Source organism: Rhizobium sp. IY2, assembly GCF_047532935.1.
GTDB lineage: Bacteria > Pseudomonadota > Alphaproteobacteria > Rhizobiales > Rhizobiaceae > Rhizobium > Rhizobium anhuiense.
Genome location: NZ_JBLKNU010000009.1, coordinates 194,636 through 209,539 on the forward strand (window position 1 = coordinate 194,636; position 14,904 = coordinate 209,539).

A 14,904-nucleotide genomic window follows, 5' to 3' on the forward strand; every position below is an offset into this window, starting at 1 on the left:
TTTGGGCCTGTCTATCAGGTCACGCATCTGCGGTTAAGTGGAAATTCGTGCGATCGTGAAGACAAATCGTTTCATGGAGATGGCGCTTGAAGAAGCGCGCGCCGCCGGAGAACGCGGCGAGGTACCGATCGGCGCCGTCGTCGTTGTCGACGACATTGCCGTGTCACGCTCGGGAAACCGCACGCGCGAGCTCAATGACGTGACCGCGCATGCCGAAATCGCCGCAATCCGGCTCGCCTGCGACGCGCTTGGGCAGGAACGTCTTGTCGGCGCCGATCTCTATGTGACGCTCGAGCCTTGCACCATGTGCGCGGCAGCCATCTCGTTTGCGCGTATCCGCAGGCTCTATTACGGCGCCGAGGATCCGAAGGGCGGCGCCGTCGACAATGGCGTGCGATTCTATGCGCAGCCGACCTGCCACCACGCCCCGGAGGTCTATTCCGGCTTCAACGAGGTGCAATCGGCCGAGATCTTGCGGAGATTCTTTTCGCAACGGAGAGAGGCGCCGTAATCAGCGGCGTCTGTGCGCGGCGCCGTCATTCCTGTCGGCGCCGAAAAAGCTATTGCAGGAGGTTCCACCACTGCTTGCCGGTGTTGGCGACCGCTGCATCCTTCTTGCGCTTCTTCTGCTTCTTGAGCTCTGGCTCGCCGAGATCATCGAGCTTTGCCGGATCGTCGACAGTGCGGTAACCGGGCGGCGGATCGGATATATAGCGGCGCTGATCGACATAGGAGCCCTTCTGCAGGGCGCGGGCTTCACGATAGGCCTTGGTCTGGGCTTCCGTCGTGCGCCGGCCGCCTTCGATCGCCGAGCTGGCGAGAGGCGAGCGGTAATTCGGATTGTCCGAGTTCGCGTCGGCCTCGGAAACGAGGCGGGCGCGGGTCTCCTCCGGCGATTCAAGCCATTGCGGATTGTCCTTGTTGGCGACCGTCGGCTGCGGCGCAACCAGGTTTTCCTTCTGCGCCTCGGCCGGCAGCACCAGCGTCGGACGCGGCGTGTACTTGACGCCCTTGTTCTTCGGGTCCGGTCCGGTCAACGACACGGACTGGCCGAGATCGTCGGTCAGCTGTTCCATGGCGGTCTTGTCGGTGCCGTAGGTCGGGCTGCTGGCGCAACCGGACACCATCGAGCATCCCGCCATGACGACAGACAGGCAGGCGCCCATACGGAACCAATGCGATGTTAACATGAAAACCCTTCCACCCCGGTGCAATCGTCGCCCAACCGGACAACCGTCCCCCTGACGCAAAAATCCGGCCATTTTCAGGCAGCTTTTACCGGATGAACCGCGAAAGCGCAATTCACCCGGTAATATTCTTCACGCGAGCGCGGCGAGTTCGCGAAGGGCGGCGGCGTCGCGGGCCGAGACATCGGGATATTCAGGATCGGAACCGACATCCCGGGTGATGCGCCAGGAGCGGGCGCATTTTTCACCCTCGGCCAGCTTCGGCACGACGCTGACCTCAGGCACCTCGGCAAGGCGGAAGGCATCCGCCGGGCCTTCGCCGGTCTTGATCTGGATCGCCGAGGTGATGCAGACTTCGGTGAAGTCCTGACCTTCGAGCGCCTTCAGCAGGTCCGGATCGGCGATGTGGACGACGGGAGCCGCTTCCAGCGAGGAGCCGATGCGCTTGTCCTTGCGCTCGATTTCCAGCGCGCCGGTCACAACCGAACGCACCGCGCGGATCTTCTTCCACTTCTCGGCCAGGTCATCGTTGCGCCATTCCTTGGCGACCGGGGCAAACTGCTCCAGATGCACTGACACGGCGGACGGGTTGCGCGACAGCCAGGCCTCCTCGGTGGTGAAGGGCAGCATCGGAGCGAGCCAGGTCACCATGCAATCGAAGATCTGCCGGATGACATGCAGGCTGGCGCGCCGGCGCAGGCTCGACGGCGCGTCGCAATAAAGCGCATCCTTGCGGACATCGAAATAGAAGGCCGAAAGCTCGACATTGGCGAAATCGATCAGCGCCCGGGCGATCTTCTTGAAGTCGAAGCTGTCATAGTTCTCGCGCACCAGCTCGTCGAGTTCGGCAAGCCGATGCAGCATCAGCTGCTCCAGCTCCGGCAGATCGGCGAGCGCGATCTCCTCGCCCTTGTCGTGGGCGAGCGTGCCGAGCATCCAGCGGATGGTGTTGCGCAGCTTGCGGTAGGCGTCGACATTGGTCTGGATGATCGTCTTGCCGACGCGCAGGTCGTCGGCATAATCCGAGGTCATCACCCAGAGGCGCAGGATATCGGCGCCGGCATCCTTCATCACTTCCTGGGGTGCGGTGACGTTGCCCTTCGACTTCGACATCTTCTCGCCCTTCTCGTCCATGGTGAAACCATGGGTGAGGACGGCGTTGTAAGGCGCACGGCCGCGGGTGGCGGCCGATTCCAAGAGCGACGAATGGAACCAGCCGCGATGCTGGTCGGAACCTTCGAGATAAAGGTCGGCCGGCCACTTCAGGTCCGGGCGGTCCTCGAGCGTGAAGGTGTGCGTCGAGCCGGAATCGAACCAGACGTCGAGGATATCCATGACCTGCTTCCAGCGGGAATGGTCGTGGTCATTGCCGAGGAAGCGTTCCTTGGCGCCTTCGGCAAACCAGGCGTCGGCGCCCTCATGTTCGAAGGCTTCGAGGATGCGGGCGTTGACGGCGTCATCGACCAGGACCTCGCCATGCTCGTCGGCAAAGACGGCGATCGGCACGCCCCAGGCGCGCTGACGCGACAGCACCCAGTCCGGGCGACCTTCGATCATGGCGCGCAGGCGGTTCTGGCCGGCGGCGGGCACGAAACGGGTGTCGTCGATCGCGCTCAGCGCGCGCGACCGCAGCGTCGTGCCGTCGGCAAGGGTCTTGTCCATATAGACGAACCATTGCGGCGTGTTGCGGAAGATCACCGGCTTCTTCGAACGCCAGGAATGCGGATACTGGTGCTTCAGCCGGCCGCGGGCAAAGAGCGCGCCGCGGGCGATCAGCTCCTTGATGACGCGGTCATTGGCATCGCCCTTCTTGCCGTTGTCGTCGATGACGCGGGCGCCTTCGAAGCCGGGGGCATCCGATGTGTAGAAGCCGCCATCGTCGACCGGGAACGGGATCTTGGTCTCGATGCCGCGCGCCTCGAGCGTGCGGACAGCCGACATCCAGGCATCGAAGTCCTCGCGGCCGTGGCTGGGTGCGGTGTGCACGAAGCCGGTGCCGGCATCGTCGGTGACGTGATCGCCATCGAGTAGCGGCACATGGAATTCATAGCCGCCGTCGAGACCCTTGAAGGGATGGGCGCAGGTCATCGCTGCGAAGTCGGCCGCAGAGACATCGCTCAGGCGCTTGTACTGCAGCTTGGCCTTGGCGAAGGATTCTTCGGCCAGCTTATCGGCAAAGATCAGCCTTTCGCCGGGACGCGGACCAAAGTCGTTCTCGGCGGCCGCCACTTCGTAAAGGCCATAAGAGACGCGCGCGGAAAAGGAGACCGCGCGGTTGCCGGGGATCGTCCAGGGCGTGGTCGTCCAGATGACCACGAACGCGTCCTTGAGCGCGGCCGGGCCTTCGACGACCGGGAATTTCACCCAGATCGTGTCGCTCTCATAATCCTGGTATTCGACCTCGGCCTCGGCCAGCGCCGTGCGCTCGACGACCGACCACATGATCGGCTTGGAACCGCGATAGAGCTGGCCGCTCGCGGCGATCTTCAGAAGCTCGCCGGCGATGCGCGATTCCGCGTGGAAGTTCATCGTCGTATAGGGATTGTCGAAGTCGCCCTCGATGCCGAGACGCTTGAACTCTTCCGCCTGGACCTTGATCCAGCCGGTGGCGAACTCACGGCATTCCCGGCGGAATTCGTTGACCGGGACCTCGTCCTTGTTCTTGCCCTTCTCGCGGTACTTCTCCTCGATCTTCCATTCGATCGGCAGGCCGTGGCAATCCCAGCCGGGCACGTAATTGGCGTCGTAGCCGCGCATCTGGAATGAGCGGTTGATGACGTCCTTGAGGATCTTGTTCAGCGCGTGGCCGATATGGATGTTGCCATTGGCATAGGGCGGGCCGTCGTGAAGGACGAACTTCTCGCGGCCGGCGGCAGAAGCGCGCAGCTTCTTGTAGAGACCCATCTCCTGCCAGCGCTTGACGAGTTCGGGCTCCTTCTGCGGCAGGCCGGCGCGCATGGGGAAATCGGTCTCGGGCAAATAGAGGGTCTTCGAATAGTCGATCTTTTCGGCTGTGTCGGTCATGTCTGACAATCGTTTTCTGGCAGCCCAGGAAGGGCGCAACGGGCGTGAAATAGCTGGTGACGGCAGCGCTCGTATCCAAGCGCCAAAAACCCGGACCTTCCGGCCGCTTAGCGCGCGCGGAAGGCCGGGCCGATAATTCGCATCGTCATCGCCAGCCAAAATTTCATCATCGCGCCGGTTCATAGGCGTTTTTGCCGGGAAAAGGAAGAGAAGAATTCGCGGCCTGCAGTCGGCATCAGCGGCTGGAATCGCCGGTGCCCCAGCGACAGCCGCGCTCAAGGCGACCTCAGGAAAAGCACAGTTTCCCATCAAGCGCACTGAGCGGCTTGACGCCCGCAAGCAGCGCCCTCGCCTCTTCTTCATCGCGCTTGATCTGGGCGACGAGCGGATCGAGGCCGTCGAATTTCAGTTCGGGTCTGAGATAGCCGAAGAAGGAGACGGAGCAAAGCTGACCGTAGAGATCGCCGCTGAAATCGAAAAGATAGGTTTCGAGCAGCGGCGCGCCATTTTCCGTCACCGTCGGGCGGCGGCCGTAGCTGGCGACGGCATCGTGGAGCGTGCCGTCTTCGAGGCGGAAACGCACGGCATAGATGCCGGCGGCAAGATCGACCTCGGGCGGCAGGCGCATATTGGCTGTGGGGAAACCGAGCTGCCGGCCGAGCTTTTCGCCGTCGATCACTTCGGCTTCGACCGTATAGCGGTAACCGAGCATGCCGGCGACTTCGCTGACATTGCCCTCCTTCAGCAGCGCGCGGATATGGCTCGACGAGACAACATCGGCGTTTTCATCGCGAAAAGCATCGATCAGGGTGACGCCGAAGCCGTAGCTATGGCCGGCATTCATCAGGAAGGCGGGGCCGCCCTCGCGGCCGCGGCCGAAATGGAAATCGAAGCCGGTGACGACTTCGGAGGCGCCGAGCCAATCTTTCAGGATCGAATGGATGAAATCATCGGCCGAGCGCTGCGAGAATTCGTAGTCGAAGGGATATTCGATGACGGCGCTGAACCCCAGCGTTTCCAGGATGCGGGCCTTCAGCGGCGCCGGCGTCAGGCGGAAGACCGGCGTCTGCGGCCGGAAGACCGTGCGCGGATGCGGCTCGAAGGTCAGTACCAAAGCGGGGATACCGCGGGCCTTGGAGATTTCGAGCGCGCGATTGAGCACCGACTGATGGCCGCGATGCACACCGTCGAAATTGCCGATGGCAATGACGCCGCCCTTCAGATGGGCGGGCAAGGGTTCGCGGGTTTCATTGCGGTGGAAGACGGTCATCGGCTGGCTTCTCTTCATGCAAGGCGGGGCATCCACCACTTCGGCGCGGCGCTTTCCCGTTCGAGATAGGCGTGGAGGATCGCCTCGTCGGTCTCGCCGTTCAAGGTGTATTCCTTGGCGTGGATACCGCCGCTGATGTAGAGAAGGTCGAGGCCGTAATTCAAGGCGCCGCGCACATCGGTCGGCATGCCGTCGCCGATTGCCAGCACGCGCTCGACCGGGAAATCGCCGCGAAGCTCGCGGGCAGCGGCCAGCGTCGCCTCGTAGATCGGCTGGTGCGGCTTGCCGGCGATGCGGGTGCTGCCGCCAAGCTGCTCGTAATAGGCGGCCATGGCGCCGGCGCAGGGGATCATGCGATGGCCGCGCTCGACGATGAGGTCGGGATTGGCGCAGATCATCGGCACGTCGCGGGCTTTGAACTCGAGAAGCATGTCGGTGTAATCCTCCGGCTTCTCCGTCTCGTCGTCGAAAAAGCCGGTGCAGACCAGCGATTGCGCTTCGCCCGCCGGCCGGCGCTCGACGCCAATGCCTTCGAGTAGCGCTTTGTCGCGCTCGGGGCCGAGCAGAAAGACCGTCTTCGGCCCTTCGGAGATCAGCCGGCGCGTGACGTCGCCCGAGGTAACGATCCGGTCATAGGCGCTGTCGGGAACGCCGATCTGGCGCAACTGCTCGACCACCTGCCAGGAAAGGCGCGGCGAATTGGTGATGAGGACGACGGCGGCGCCGCTTGCGCGGGCCGCTTCAAGGGCGGCAGCCGCCTTCGGAAACGGATCGACGCCATTATGAACGACGCCCCAGACATCGCAGAGCACCACATCATAGTGACCTGTTATGTTAGAGAAGTTTTCTATCCGCTTGGCCATTCCGATTTCCCGATTTGCTTTGGTCACGGTGACATTGCAAAGGCGCAAGGCGATGGCAAGGCATTTTCTTCGCTGCCGGGCCAATGCGAAGATCCCAAACGGCAATCCGATGGCGCGGATGGCAAATGGGGCTTGCCGATCTCATCCCGAAGCGGCAGATCGTCAAGGGCGGACGGACTCCGGCAAAGCCCGGTCGCGCCATGGTTTCGCCTGCAATCTCCGACTATTCTCCGGTCTCTTCACAATTCCGGCACAAAAATTCGTGATTGCTCTCATTGACTCCTTTCGGAGCCATCCCTAAATGCTCGTCGCTAGCACTCACCGCAAGGGAGTGCTAACACCTATCCATGTGGGCCGCTCCGGTCCGCGAATGTCATTCGATCGAGGGATTAGACAATGGCAAGCACCAATTTCCGTCCGCTTCACGACCGCGTCGTCGTTCGTCGCGTCGAGTCCGAAGAAAAGACCAAGGGCGGCATCATCATTCCCGATACCGCCAAGGAAAAGCCGCAGGAAGGCGAAATCGTCGCCGTCGGTTCCGGCGCTCGTGACGAGTCCGGCAAGGTCGTTGCACTCGACGTCAAGGCTGGCGACCGCGTTCTGTTCGGCAAGTGGTCCGGCACCGAAGTCAAGATCAACGGCGAAGACCTTCTGATCATGAAGGAAGCCGACATCATGGGCATCATCGGCTGATCGGCCGACCTGCTTTCCCGAAATGGCTGACGGGCCTTTTGCCCGAACAACTCGAATTCAGGAGTCACAAACATGGCAGCTAAAGAAATCAAGTTTGGCCGCACCGCGCGCGAAAAGATGCTGCGCGGCGTCGACATTCTCGCCGATGCAGTCAAGGTCACGCTCGGCCCGAAGGGCCGTAACGTCATCATCGACAAGTCCTTCGGCGCACCGCGCATCACCAAGGACGGCGTCTCCGTCGCCAAGGAAATCGAACTCGAAGACAAGTTCGAAAACATGGGCGCCCAGATGGTCCGCGAAGTTGCTTCGAAGACCAACGACATCGCCGGCGACGGCACCACGACTGCAACCGTTCTTGCCCAGGCGATCGTTCGCGAAGGCGCCAAGGCCGTTGCCGCCGGCATGAACCCGATGGACCTGAAGCGCGGTATCGATCTCGCCGTGGCCGAAGTCGTCAAGGATCTCCAGGCCAAGGCCAAGAAGATCAACACCTCGGAAGAAGTCGCCCAGGTCGGCACGATCTCCGCCAATGGCGAACGTCAGGTCGGTCTCGACATTGCCGAAGCCATGCAGAAGGTCGGCAACGAAGGCGTCATCACGGTTGAAGAAGCCAAGACCGCCGAAACCGAACTCGAAGTCGTTGAAGGCATGCAGTTCGACCGCGGCTACCTCAGCCCCTACTTCGTGACCAACCCGGAAAAGATGATCGCCGACCTCGAAGACGTCTTCATTCTCCTCCACGAGAAGAAGCTGTCGAACCTGCAGTCGATGCTGCCGGTTCTCGAAGCCGTCGTCCAGACCGGCAAGCCGCTCCTCATCATCGCTGAAGACGTCGAAGGCGAAGCCCTTGCAACGCTCGTCGTCAACAAGCTGCGCGGCGGCCTCAAGATCGCTGCCGTCAAGGCGCCTGGCTTCGGCGACCGCCGCAAGGCCATGCTCGAAGACATCGCCATCCTGACCGGCGGCACCGTCATCTCCGAAGACCTCGGCATCAAGCTCGAATCCGTCACGCTCGACATGCTCGGCCGTGCCAAGAAGGTGTCGATCTCCAAGGAAAACACCACGATCGTCGACGGTTCGGGCGCCAAGTCCGACATCGAAGGCCGTGTTGCCCAGATCAAGGCGCAGATCGAAGAAACCACCTCCGACTACGACCGCGAGAAGCTGCAGGAACGTCTTGCCAAGCTCGCCGGCGGCGTTGCCGTCATCCGCGTCGGCGGCTCGACGGAAGTCGAAGTGAAGGAAAAGAAGGATCGCATCGACGACGCTCTCAACGCGACGCGCGCTGCCGTTCAGGAAGGCATCGTACCGGGCGGCGGCGTTGCCCTGCTGCGTTCTTCCGTCAAGATCACCTCCAAGGGTATCAACGACGACCAGGAAGCCGGCATCAACATCGTTCGCCGTGCTCTGCAGGCTCCGGCTCGCCAGATCGCTGAAAACGCTGGCGACGAAGCTTCGATCGTCATCGGCAAGATCCTCGACAAGGATCAGGACAACTGGGGTTACAACGCCCAGACCGGCGAATATGGCGACATGATCGGCATGGGCATCATCGACCCGGTCAAGGTCGTTCGCACCGCCCTGCAGGATGCAGCTTCCGTTGCATCGCTGCTGATCACCACCGAAGCCATGATCGCCGAGCTGCCGAAGAAAGACGCTCCGGCTATGCCGGGCGGCATGGGCGGCATGGGCGGTATGGACATGATGTGATAGGCCAACGGCCTTTCACAGCATCGTTCATGAAACCGCCCATCATCTAAGATGGTTCAGCGCGTCAAGCGCGCTGAACTGGCGGTATGGACATGATGTGATAGGCGAAAGCCTGCACTGACACCATTCCGGCATCCGGAACAGGAAGGGCGGCCCTCGGGTCGCCCTTTTCGTTTCCCTTACGGCACCGCCGATGTCTTTTCAGCCGCTTCCGATTTCAGGAATGATGCAGCGGCGATTCGACCACGCGGCACGCCCGATTCAGCTGATCAACCCATCTAACCAGCCGTCTATTGCCCGCCCCCGGGCCGAAGCTTGCGTGAAGCTTGCGTCGCTGCACCTTTGCAGTATGCCGACATCGGTGCGAGATCGCGGCGTTGCCGTGCCGTTTCCGGCCTCCGCATCAGGTGAAAACGCTTCCAATGCCCTCGAAGATGATCCTCCACCGCCGATTCTCCTGAAATGTCCCGGAAGCGCGGCCTCACGAGAAATGATCCCGATCCGAATACCCCTTAAAAAGCCGTTGCCGTTTGGCCAAAAGCTCCTATAAATCCGCGCTGCAATTAAAGTGCGCCCGGCGATAATTTTTCGCTAATAGACGAGGTCGGAGCGCGAAACGGCGATACGCGAATGTTCGGCTTCAACGGCTCCGCTTCCGGAGGCCGTGAACGCGGTGACGATTGCCGGATGGGCGGACATCATGTCCGCAGCGACATGATCCTGTTTCTTTGTGTTTGCCGAACGTGCGGCGGAGAAGCCGCATGCGAACGGGAGAACGCCTTGTTTAAGATCGCCAAAGCCAATGCAGCCCTGCCCCTGATGCCCGGCTCGCTTGAGGACACCAATCAAAATCACGAGATGCTGGCGCAGTTTTCCATCTCCGAAAGCTGGATCGGAGATTTGTCGAGCGGCATGCTCCGCCTCGGCGAATGGAGCGGCATGCTGCATGGCCTCTCCGCACAAGAATGCGGGCTGTTAAGCCTGATACGCTGCTACGATACCAAAGACCGCAGCCACATATTGGAGCTGTTCGAACAGGCGGCGACGCTCAATTCCTCCTTCTGTTTTTCGACGACGATCATCATGCCGAATGGCTTCCGCCAGCCGCTGTTCTGCATGGGCGAGTCGAACGGGCTCGAAGAGAAATACAGCGGCAGCATGTCCGGCGTCTTCATCTTCCCGCGCTTCAAGCTTGAAGGCGCAAGGCAGATCACAAGCCGCCGATAAAAACCGCCAGCGCAAAGAAAAGGCCGCTCTCAAGGGCGGCCTTCGGCATTTCCGGTCGGCCTCTCCGTTATTCCGGCTTGACGGGTATGTTGAGGCCCTTCGCACTTGCCGGACGGGCGATGCAGCGCTCCAGCCAATCCGAGACGGCGGGGAATTTCGCATATTCCAGAACCTCGCGGCCGCCATAGAAGATATCGGCGCCGCGAACCCAGGTGAAGGTGGTGATGTCGGCGATCGTATAGAGATCGCCCATGATCCACTGGCGGCCCTTCAGCCGGTCTTCGAGCACGCCGAGCAGACGTTTGGACTCGTCGCGATAACGCTCCACCGGGTAGGAATTGTTGGCGACCTTGTCGGCGGCGAATTTGTAGAAATGCCCGAACTGGCCGAACATCGGACCGATGCCCGCCATCTGGAAAAACACCCATTGGATGGTTTCGTAGCGGCCGGCAGCATCGGCAGGGATGAGCTTGCCGGTTTTTTCCGCGAGATAAAGCAGGATGGCGCCGGATTCGAAAAGGCCGATCGGCTTGCCGTCCGGGCCATTCGGATCGATGATCGCCGGGATACGGCCGTTCGGGTTGAGAGATTCGAATTCCGGCGACTTCTGCTCGTTGGCGGCGAAGGAAACATAATGCGGCTCGTAGGCGAGACCGAGTTCTTCGAGGGCGACGGAAACCTTCACCCCGTTCGGCGTCTGCAGCGAATAGAGCTGGATGATGTCGGGATTTTTCGCCGGCCAGCGCGTCGTGATCGGAAATGCGGAAAGATCTGCCATCGGAATCTCCATGTTGGGCGCCGACCATAAAAGACCGGGCTCGGTAAAGGCAAGCCGCGGCGACCAGGAGATCGTTCCATATTGTTGAACGATCTGTCCGCTTCCGTTTATCTTTCCACAACGAAGGAAAAGAGCGACATAGAAGCATCCGAGGTCCAACCGGTGCCGGGGCACCAAGATCTCCAGAGCCAATCAAACGGAGACAACGTCCATGTCGAACAACGTCATCATCCTGATCGCCCGTATCCTTCTTTCCTTCATGTTCATCTTCGCCGGCTTCGGCAAGCTGACCGATCCGGCATCGACCGCCGGCATGATCGCCGGCGCCGGCCTGCCGGCTTCCACCGCGCTCACCTATCTCGCCGGCCTGTTCGAGCTTGCAACCGGCCTTGCCGTGCTCGTCGGCTTCCAGGTCCGCATCGTCGGCTGGCTGCTTGCCGTCTTCTGCGTCTTTACCGGCTTCGTCTTCCACTTCTCGCCGATCAACGTTCCTGATTTCCCGGCCGCCGCTAACGCCTGGCTGAGCGGCCTGAACTTCGTCAACTTCATGAAGAACATCACGCTCGCCGGCGCCTATATCATGCTCGCCACCAATGGCGCAGGCGCCTACTCGCTCGACGCCCGCCGCGGCGCCTACGCAACGGCCTGACACCAGCAGACATCCTCCCAGAAACAGAAAACCCGCCGTCATCCGACGGCGGGTTTTTCTTGTGCCGTTATGTAGCCGAGATCAGAGGGCGGCGCGCACCGCATCGATGATCGCCTGCACCGCCGGTTCGTCGGCATGGCTCTCCTTGCGGGCGCGCACGAGGCAGGCCTGCGAATGCAGGATGACGCCGTCCTGGAGCACCTTCAGGTGGTTGGCGCGCAATGTCGAGCCGGTGGAGGTGATATCGACGATGATGTCAGCCGAGCCTGCGGCGGGAGCGCCCTCGGTGGCCCCCAGGCTTTCGACGATGCGATAAAGCTGGATGCCGTGCTGGCTCGAAAAGAACTGCTGGGTCAGCCGCCAGTATTTGGTGGCGATAGCAAGCCGCCTGGAGTGGCGGGCGCGGAAATCGGCGGCGACATCGACGAGATCGGCCATGGTGTCGACATCCAGCCAGATCTCCGGCACGGCGACGACGACATCGGCATGGCCGAAACCGAGCCGGGCGCAGAATTCGACGCGCTTGTCGATCTCGGCAAAACCCTCCCGCATCAGATCCTCGCCGGTGACGCCGAAATCGACGCTGCCGTTGCCGATTTCGCGAGAGATTTCGGAAGCCGACAGGAAGGCGACTTCCACATCGTCCCAGCCTTCGACGCGGCCGCGATAGGAGCGGTCGTTACCAACAGCCGAGATCGGCATGCCGGCACGCTCGAAGATCGCCGAAGCGTCGTCCTTCATCCGGCCCTTGGAAGGAAGCGCAATGGTGATGGTCATGCGGCTGCCCTTTCGGTTTCGATACGGTCGAGCCAGAAGGAGAAGCCGACGGCAGGAATGCGGTCCGTGGCGCCGAGGAAGGTCAGCAGCCGATCGAAGCGACCGCCGCCGGCGAGCACCGCGCTCGAGCCTTCCACCGTCACCTCGAAGACGAGGCCGGTGTAATAATCGAGCGGCCGTCCGAAGGCGGCGCGGTAGTCGAGGCAGGAAAGATCGACGCCGGCATTGGCAAGGGCTGCGACCCGGCCATTGAAGCGGGCGAGCGCGTTGCCGAGTTTCAGGCCGGCAGCATCGGCGAAACCGGCAAGGGCCGCGGACGCGTTGATGAGCGGCACGTCGAGCGACAGGAACTCTTCCAGCACCTGGAAGGCCGCATCGTCGAGGCGGGTTTCGGAGAGGATCAGCTTTTCCTTGAGGCGCCGGGCGATCTCCAGGGGCGAGCGGCTGGCATTCGTCGAATAGCCGGTCTTCTGCATCTCCCGCTCGAGATGGACGACCAGCGCCTGCTCGTCGCCGGATGCGACCAGCCTGGCAATATCGTCGTCCAGGCCGGTGACGAATTGCGGGCTGACGAGGCTGGCCAGCAGCGCTTCCAGCTGCGTCATGTTGCCGAAGGCATGGATCAGGCGCTTCTGCCAGCCGAGCGGCAGGCCGAGCGCCTGGACGACGGCCTCGAACACTGCCTGGTCGCCCAATGTCACCGACAGTCGCCGGCCCGGCAGCAGGCGAGCGAGGATGCCGGTGGCATCGCCGATGGCGCGGGCGTCGGCGTTTGACAGGTCGATATCGCCGAGATCCTCGATGCCGGCCTGGTAGAATTCATTGGCGCCGTCACGGCGCTGGCGGAAAACCTCGCCGAGATAGGCATAACGCTTCGGCGTACCGGTCGCCGTCTCGATGTGGCGCAGACAGACGGGAATGGTGAATTCGGGACGCAGGCAAAGGCTGGCGCCGGTTTCACTCTCCGTCATGAAGATGCGGCGGCGCAGGTCCTCACCGGCGATGTCCAGGAAAGGTTCGGCCGGCTGAATGACAGGCGTATCGATGCGCTCGGCGTTGCGCGCGGTAAATTCGGCCAGCAGGTCGTTGGAGAATTCGGGGAGGTTGATCAGGGGCATGCCGAGCTCCAAATAGTAGGCGAAGGGCGTGCCTGAAGGTACGCCTCAGACATTCGATGGTGCCCTCTTCCGATCCTCAGCCTGCGCAGCAAGGATTTCCTTCACCTTGGCCACAAGGTCGGCTTCCGGCACCGTCTCCTGCGCCACGCGTGCTTCGCGCCAGCTGGCATTGTCTTCGATCTCGCCGGAAAGCCGCTTGCCTTCGATCAGATCCTTGATCTGCACGACGCCTTCGGCGCGCTCGTCGCCGCCCTGGATGATGGCGACAGGGCAGCCGCGGCGATCGGCGTATTTCAGCTGGTTGCCGAATTTCTTCCAGTTGCCCTGGAACATCTCGGCGCGGATGCCGGCGGCGCGCAGTTGCTGCGTCATTTTCTGATAACGGCCCATCGCCTCGACATCGCCGTCCATGACGGTGACCAGCACCGGCTCGATCACCTCGCTGGCGCCGAGCTTGCCGAGGTTCTTCAGCGCCGTCATCAGGCGAGAGACGCCGATCGAAAAGCCCGTCGCCGGAACCGGCTGGCCCATGAAACGAGAGACGAGACCGTCATAACGGCCGCCGCCGCCGACCGAACCGAAGACGACCTTCTCGCCCTTTTCATTGGTGACGTCGAAGCTGAGTTCGGCCTCATAGACCGGGCCGGTATAATATTCGAGACCGCGCACGACCGAGGGATCGATCTTGATCCGGTCGGCTTGATAGCCGGCGCTGGTGACGAGCGCTGCGATGAAATTCAGCTCCTCGACGCCTTCGCCACCCCTCGAGGTTCCCGCAACGAGCTCGGCGAGGCGTTGAGCGCTTTCGGCATAATCCTTGATGCCGACGAAAAACAGCACCTTGTCGATCTTCTCCTGGTCAAGCCCGGCGCCCTTGGTGAAATCGCCGGATTCATCCTTGCGGCCGGGGCCGAGCAGCAATGCCACGCCTTCCGGGCCGAACTTGTCGAGCTTGTCGATGGCGCGCAGCACGTTGAGCCGCTGGCCGGCCTTGTCGTCGCCGCCGAGGCCGATCGCCTCGAGCACGCCATCCAGAACCTTGCGGTTGTTGACGCGGATGACATAGTCGCCGCGCTTGATGCCGAGGGCCTCAAGCGTGTCGGCCATCATCATGCACATTTCGGCATCGGCCTGAACACCCGGCGCGCCGACCGTATCGGCATCGAACTGCATGAACTGGCGGAAGCGGCCGGGGCCCGGCTTCTCGTTGCGGAAGACGTAACCGGCGCGATAGGTGCGGTAGGGAAGCTGGATCTCGTTGAAATTCTCGGCGACATGACGGGCGAGCGGCGCCGTCAGGTCGTAACGCAGCGACATCCATTGCTCGTCGTCATCCTGCAGGGAGAAGACACCCTCGTTCGGCCGGTCGCTGTCGGGCAGGAATTTGCCGAGCGCATCGGTATATTCGAACAGCGGCGTTTCGAGCGGATCGAAACCATAATGCTCATAGACTTCCCGGATCTTTGCCGTCATCTCGTTGACGGCGCGGATGTCGGCGGCCGTGCGGTCGACGAAGCCGCGCGGCAGGCGGGCCTTGAGCTTTTGCGGTTTCTTCTGCTTGTCGTTCATTTCCGGGAATTCCGCTGACTGTGACAGTGGCGGTTTCCT

At 62.0% G+C, this 14,904-nt stretch carries 13 protein-coding genes; 5 read left to right on the plus strand and 8 right to left on the minus strand.

Annotated elements, in window-relative coordinates; translation table 11 throughout:
* Positions 1-73 precede the first annotated feature (73 nt).
* Positions 74-511, plus strand: coding sequence for a nucleoside deaminase (locus ACMUVN_RS24825; protein ID WP_097595301.1), 438 nt, complete (start codon positions 74-76; stop codon positions 509-511).
* A 49-nt stretch (positions 512-560) separates the two neighbouring features.
* Here ACMUVN_RS24825 and ACMUVN_RS24830 read toward each other — a convergent pair whose 3' ends face one another.
* The 4 genes from ACMUVN_RS24830 to ACMUVN_RS24845 all read right to left on the minus strand — a co-directional run bounded on the left by ACMUVN_RS24830 (position 561) and on the right by ACMUVN_RS24845 (position 6,344).
* Positions 561-1,190: a hypothetical protein gene (locus ACMUVN_RS24830; protein ID WP_047613796.1), complete on the minus strand. Its 630-nt coding sequence runs from the start codon at positions 1,188-1,190 to the stop codon at positions 561-563.
* 129 nt (positions 1,191-1,319) lie between these two features.
* A complete protein-coding gene (ileS, locus tag ACMUVN_RS24835; RefSeq protein WP_414815562.1) occupies positions 1,320-4,211 on the minus strand; it encodes an isoleucine--tRNA ligase in 2,892 nt (963 codons plus the stop codon).
* 286 nt (positions 4,212-4,497) lie between these two features.
* Positions 4,498-5,481 carry a bifunctional riboflavin kinase/FAD synthetase gene (locus tag ACMUVN_RS24840; RefSeq protein WP_414815606.1) on the minus strand — a complete coding sequence of 328 codons (984 nt, stop codon included), beginning with the start codon at positions 5,479-5,481 and terminating at the stop codon, positions 4,498-4,500.
* 14 nt (positions 5,482-5,495) lie between these two features.
* The gene (locus tag ACMUVN_RS24845) at positions 5,496-6,344 is read right to left on the minus strand and encodes a TIGR01459 family HAD-type hydrolase (RefSeq protein ID WP_414815563.1); all 849 of its coding nucleotides are present in this window, start codon (positions 6,342-6,344) and stop codon (positions 5,496-5,498) included.
* Between the two features lie 396 nt (positions 6,345-6,740).
* On the opposite strand from ACMUVN_RS24845, the gene groES reads away from it, so the two are divergent.
* The 3 genes from groES to ACMUVN_RS24860 all read left to right on the plus strand — a co-directional run bounded on the left by groES (position 6,741) and on the right by ACMUVN_RS24860 (position 9,974).
* Entirely contained in the window at positions 6,741-7,037 is a 297-nt protein-coding gene (gene groES / locus ACMUVN_RS24850) for a co-chaperone GroES (RefSeq protein ID WP_004675403.1), read from the plus strand.
* A 72-nt stretch (positions 7,038-7,109) separates the two neighbouring features.
* Entirely contained in the window at positions 7,110-8,747 is a 1,638-nt protein-coding gene (gene groL, locus ACMUVN_RS24855) for a chaperonin GroEL (protein ID WP_008529514.1), read from the plus strand.
* 780 nt (positions 8,748-9,527) lie between these two features.
* Complete coding sequence (locus ACMUVN_RS24860) at positions 9,528-9,974, plus strand: hypothetical protein (RefSeq protein ID WP_127430558.1); 447 nt, start codon at positions 9,528-9,530, stop codon at positions 9,972-9,974.
* Positions 9,975-10,041: 67 nt separating this feature from the next.
* Here the strand turns inward: ACMUVN_RS24860 and ACMUVN_RS24865 are convergent, their stop codons facing one another.
* On the minus strand, positions 10,042-10,752 hold the full coding sequence (locus ACMUVN_RS24865) for a glutathione S-transferase family protein (protein WP_047614411.1): 711 nt from the start codon (positions 10,750-10,752) through the stop codon (positions 10,042-10,044).
* A 211-nt stretch (positions 10,753-10,963) separates the two neighbouring features.
* On the opposite strand from ACMUVN_RS24865, the gene ACMUVN_RS24870 reads away from it, so the two are divergent.
* Positions 10,964-11,401: a DoxX family protein gene (locus tag ACMUVN_RS24870; protein ID WP_047613788.1), complete on the plus strand. Its 438-nt coding sequence runs from the start codon at positions 10,964-10,966 to the stop codon at positions 11,399-11,401.
* Between the two features lie 81 nt (positions 11,402-11,482).
* Here ACMUVN_RS24870 and hisG read toward each other — a convergent pair whose 3' ends face one another.
* From hisG to hisS, 3 genes are read right to left on the minus strand one after another with little or no spacing between them, the layout of a single operon-like run.
* Positions 11,483-12,178, minus strand: a complete 696-nt coding sequence (gene hisG, locus ACMUVN_RS24875; RefSeq protein ID WP_047613787.1) for an ATP phosphoribosyltransferase — start codon at positions 12,176-12,178, stop codon at positions 11,483-11,485.
* Positions 12,175-13,296, minus strand: coding sequence for an ATP phosphoribosyltransferase regulatory subunit (locus ACMUVN_RS24880; protein WP_047613786.1), 1,122 nt, complete (start codon positions 13,294-13,296; stop codon positions 12,175-12,177). The genes hisG and ACMUVN_RS24880 overlap by 4 nt, the downstream gene beginning before the upstream one ends.
* 45 nt (positions 13,297-13,341) lie before the next feature.
* A complete protein-coding gene (gene hisS / locus ACMUVN_RS24885; protein WP_414815564.1) occupies positions 13,342-14,865 on the minus strand; it encodes a histidine--tRNA ligase in 1,524 nt (507 codons plus the stop codon).
* Positions 14,866-14,904: the final 39 nt, after the last annotated feature.

Excerpts from the sequence above, each read along its gene's own strand:
- ACMUVN_RS24825 (WP_097595301.1), top strand. The coding sequence starts at position 74 with ATGGAGATGGCGCTTGAAGAAGCGCGCGCCGCCGGAGAACGCGGCGAG.
- ACMUVN_RS24830 (WP_047613796.1), bottom strand. The coding sequence starts at position 1,190 with ATGTTAACATCGCATTGGTTCCGTATGGGCGCCTGCCTGTCTGTCGTC.
- ileS (WP_414815562.1), bottom strand. The coding sequence starts at position 4,211 with ATGACCGACACAGCCGAAAAGATCGACTATTCGAAGACCCTCTATTTG.
- ACMUVN_RS24840 (WP_414815606.1), bottom strand. The coding sequence starts at position 5,481 with ATGACCGTCTTCCACCGCAATGAAACCCGCGAACCCTTGCCCGCCCAT.
- ACMUVN_RS24845 (WP_414815563.1), bottom strand. The coding sequence starts at position 6,344 with ATGGCCAAGCGGATAGAAAACTTCTCTAACATAACAGGTCACTATGAT.
- groES (WP_004675403.1), top strand. The coding sequence starts at position 6,741 with ATGGCAAGCACCAATTTCCGTCCGCTTCACGACCGCGTCGTCGTTCGT.
- groL (WP_008529514.1), top strand. The coding sequence starts at position 7,110 with ATGGCAGCTAAAGAAATCAAGTTTGGCCGCACCGCGCGCGAAAAGATG.
- ACMUVN_RS24865 (WP_047614411.1), bottom strand. The coding sequence starts at position 10,752 with ATGGCAGATCTTTCCGCATTTCCGATCACGACGCGCTGGCCGGCGAAA.
- ACMUVN_RS24870 (WP_047613788.1), top strand. The coding sequence starts at position 10,964 with ATGTCGAACAACGTCATCATCCTGATCGCCCGTATCCTTCTTTCCTTC.
- hisG (WP_047613787.1), bottom strand. The coding sequence starts at position 12,178 with ATGACCATCACCATTGCGCTTCCTTCCAAGGGCCGGATGAAGGACGAC.
- ACMUVN_RS24880 (WP_047613786.1), bottom strand. The coding sequence starts at position 13,296 with ATGCCCCTGATCAACCTCCCCGAATTCTCCAACGACCTGCTGGCCGAA.
- hisS (WP_414815564.1), bottom strand. The coding sequence starts at position 14,865 with ATGAACGACAAGCAGAAGAAACCGCAAAAGCTCAAGGCCCGCCTGCCG.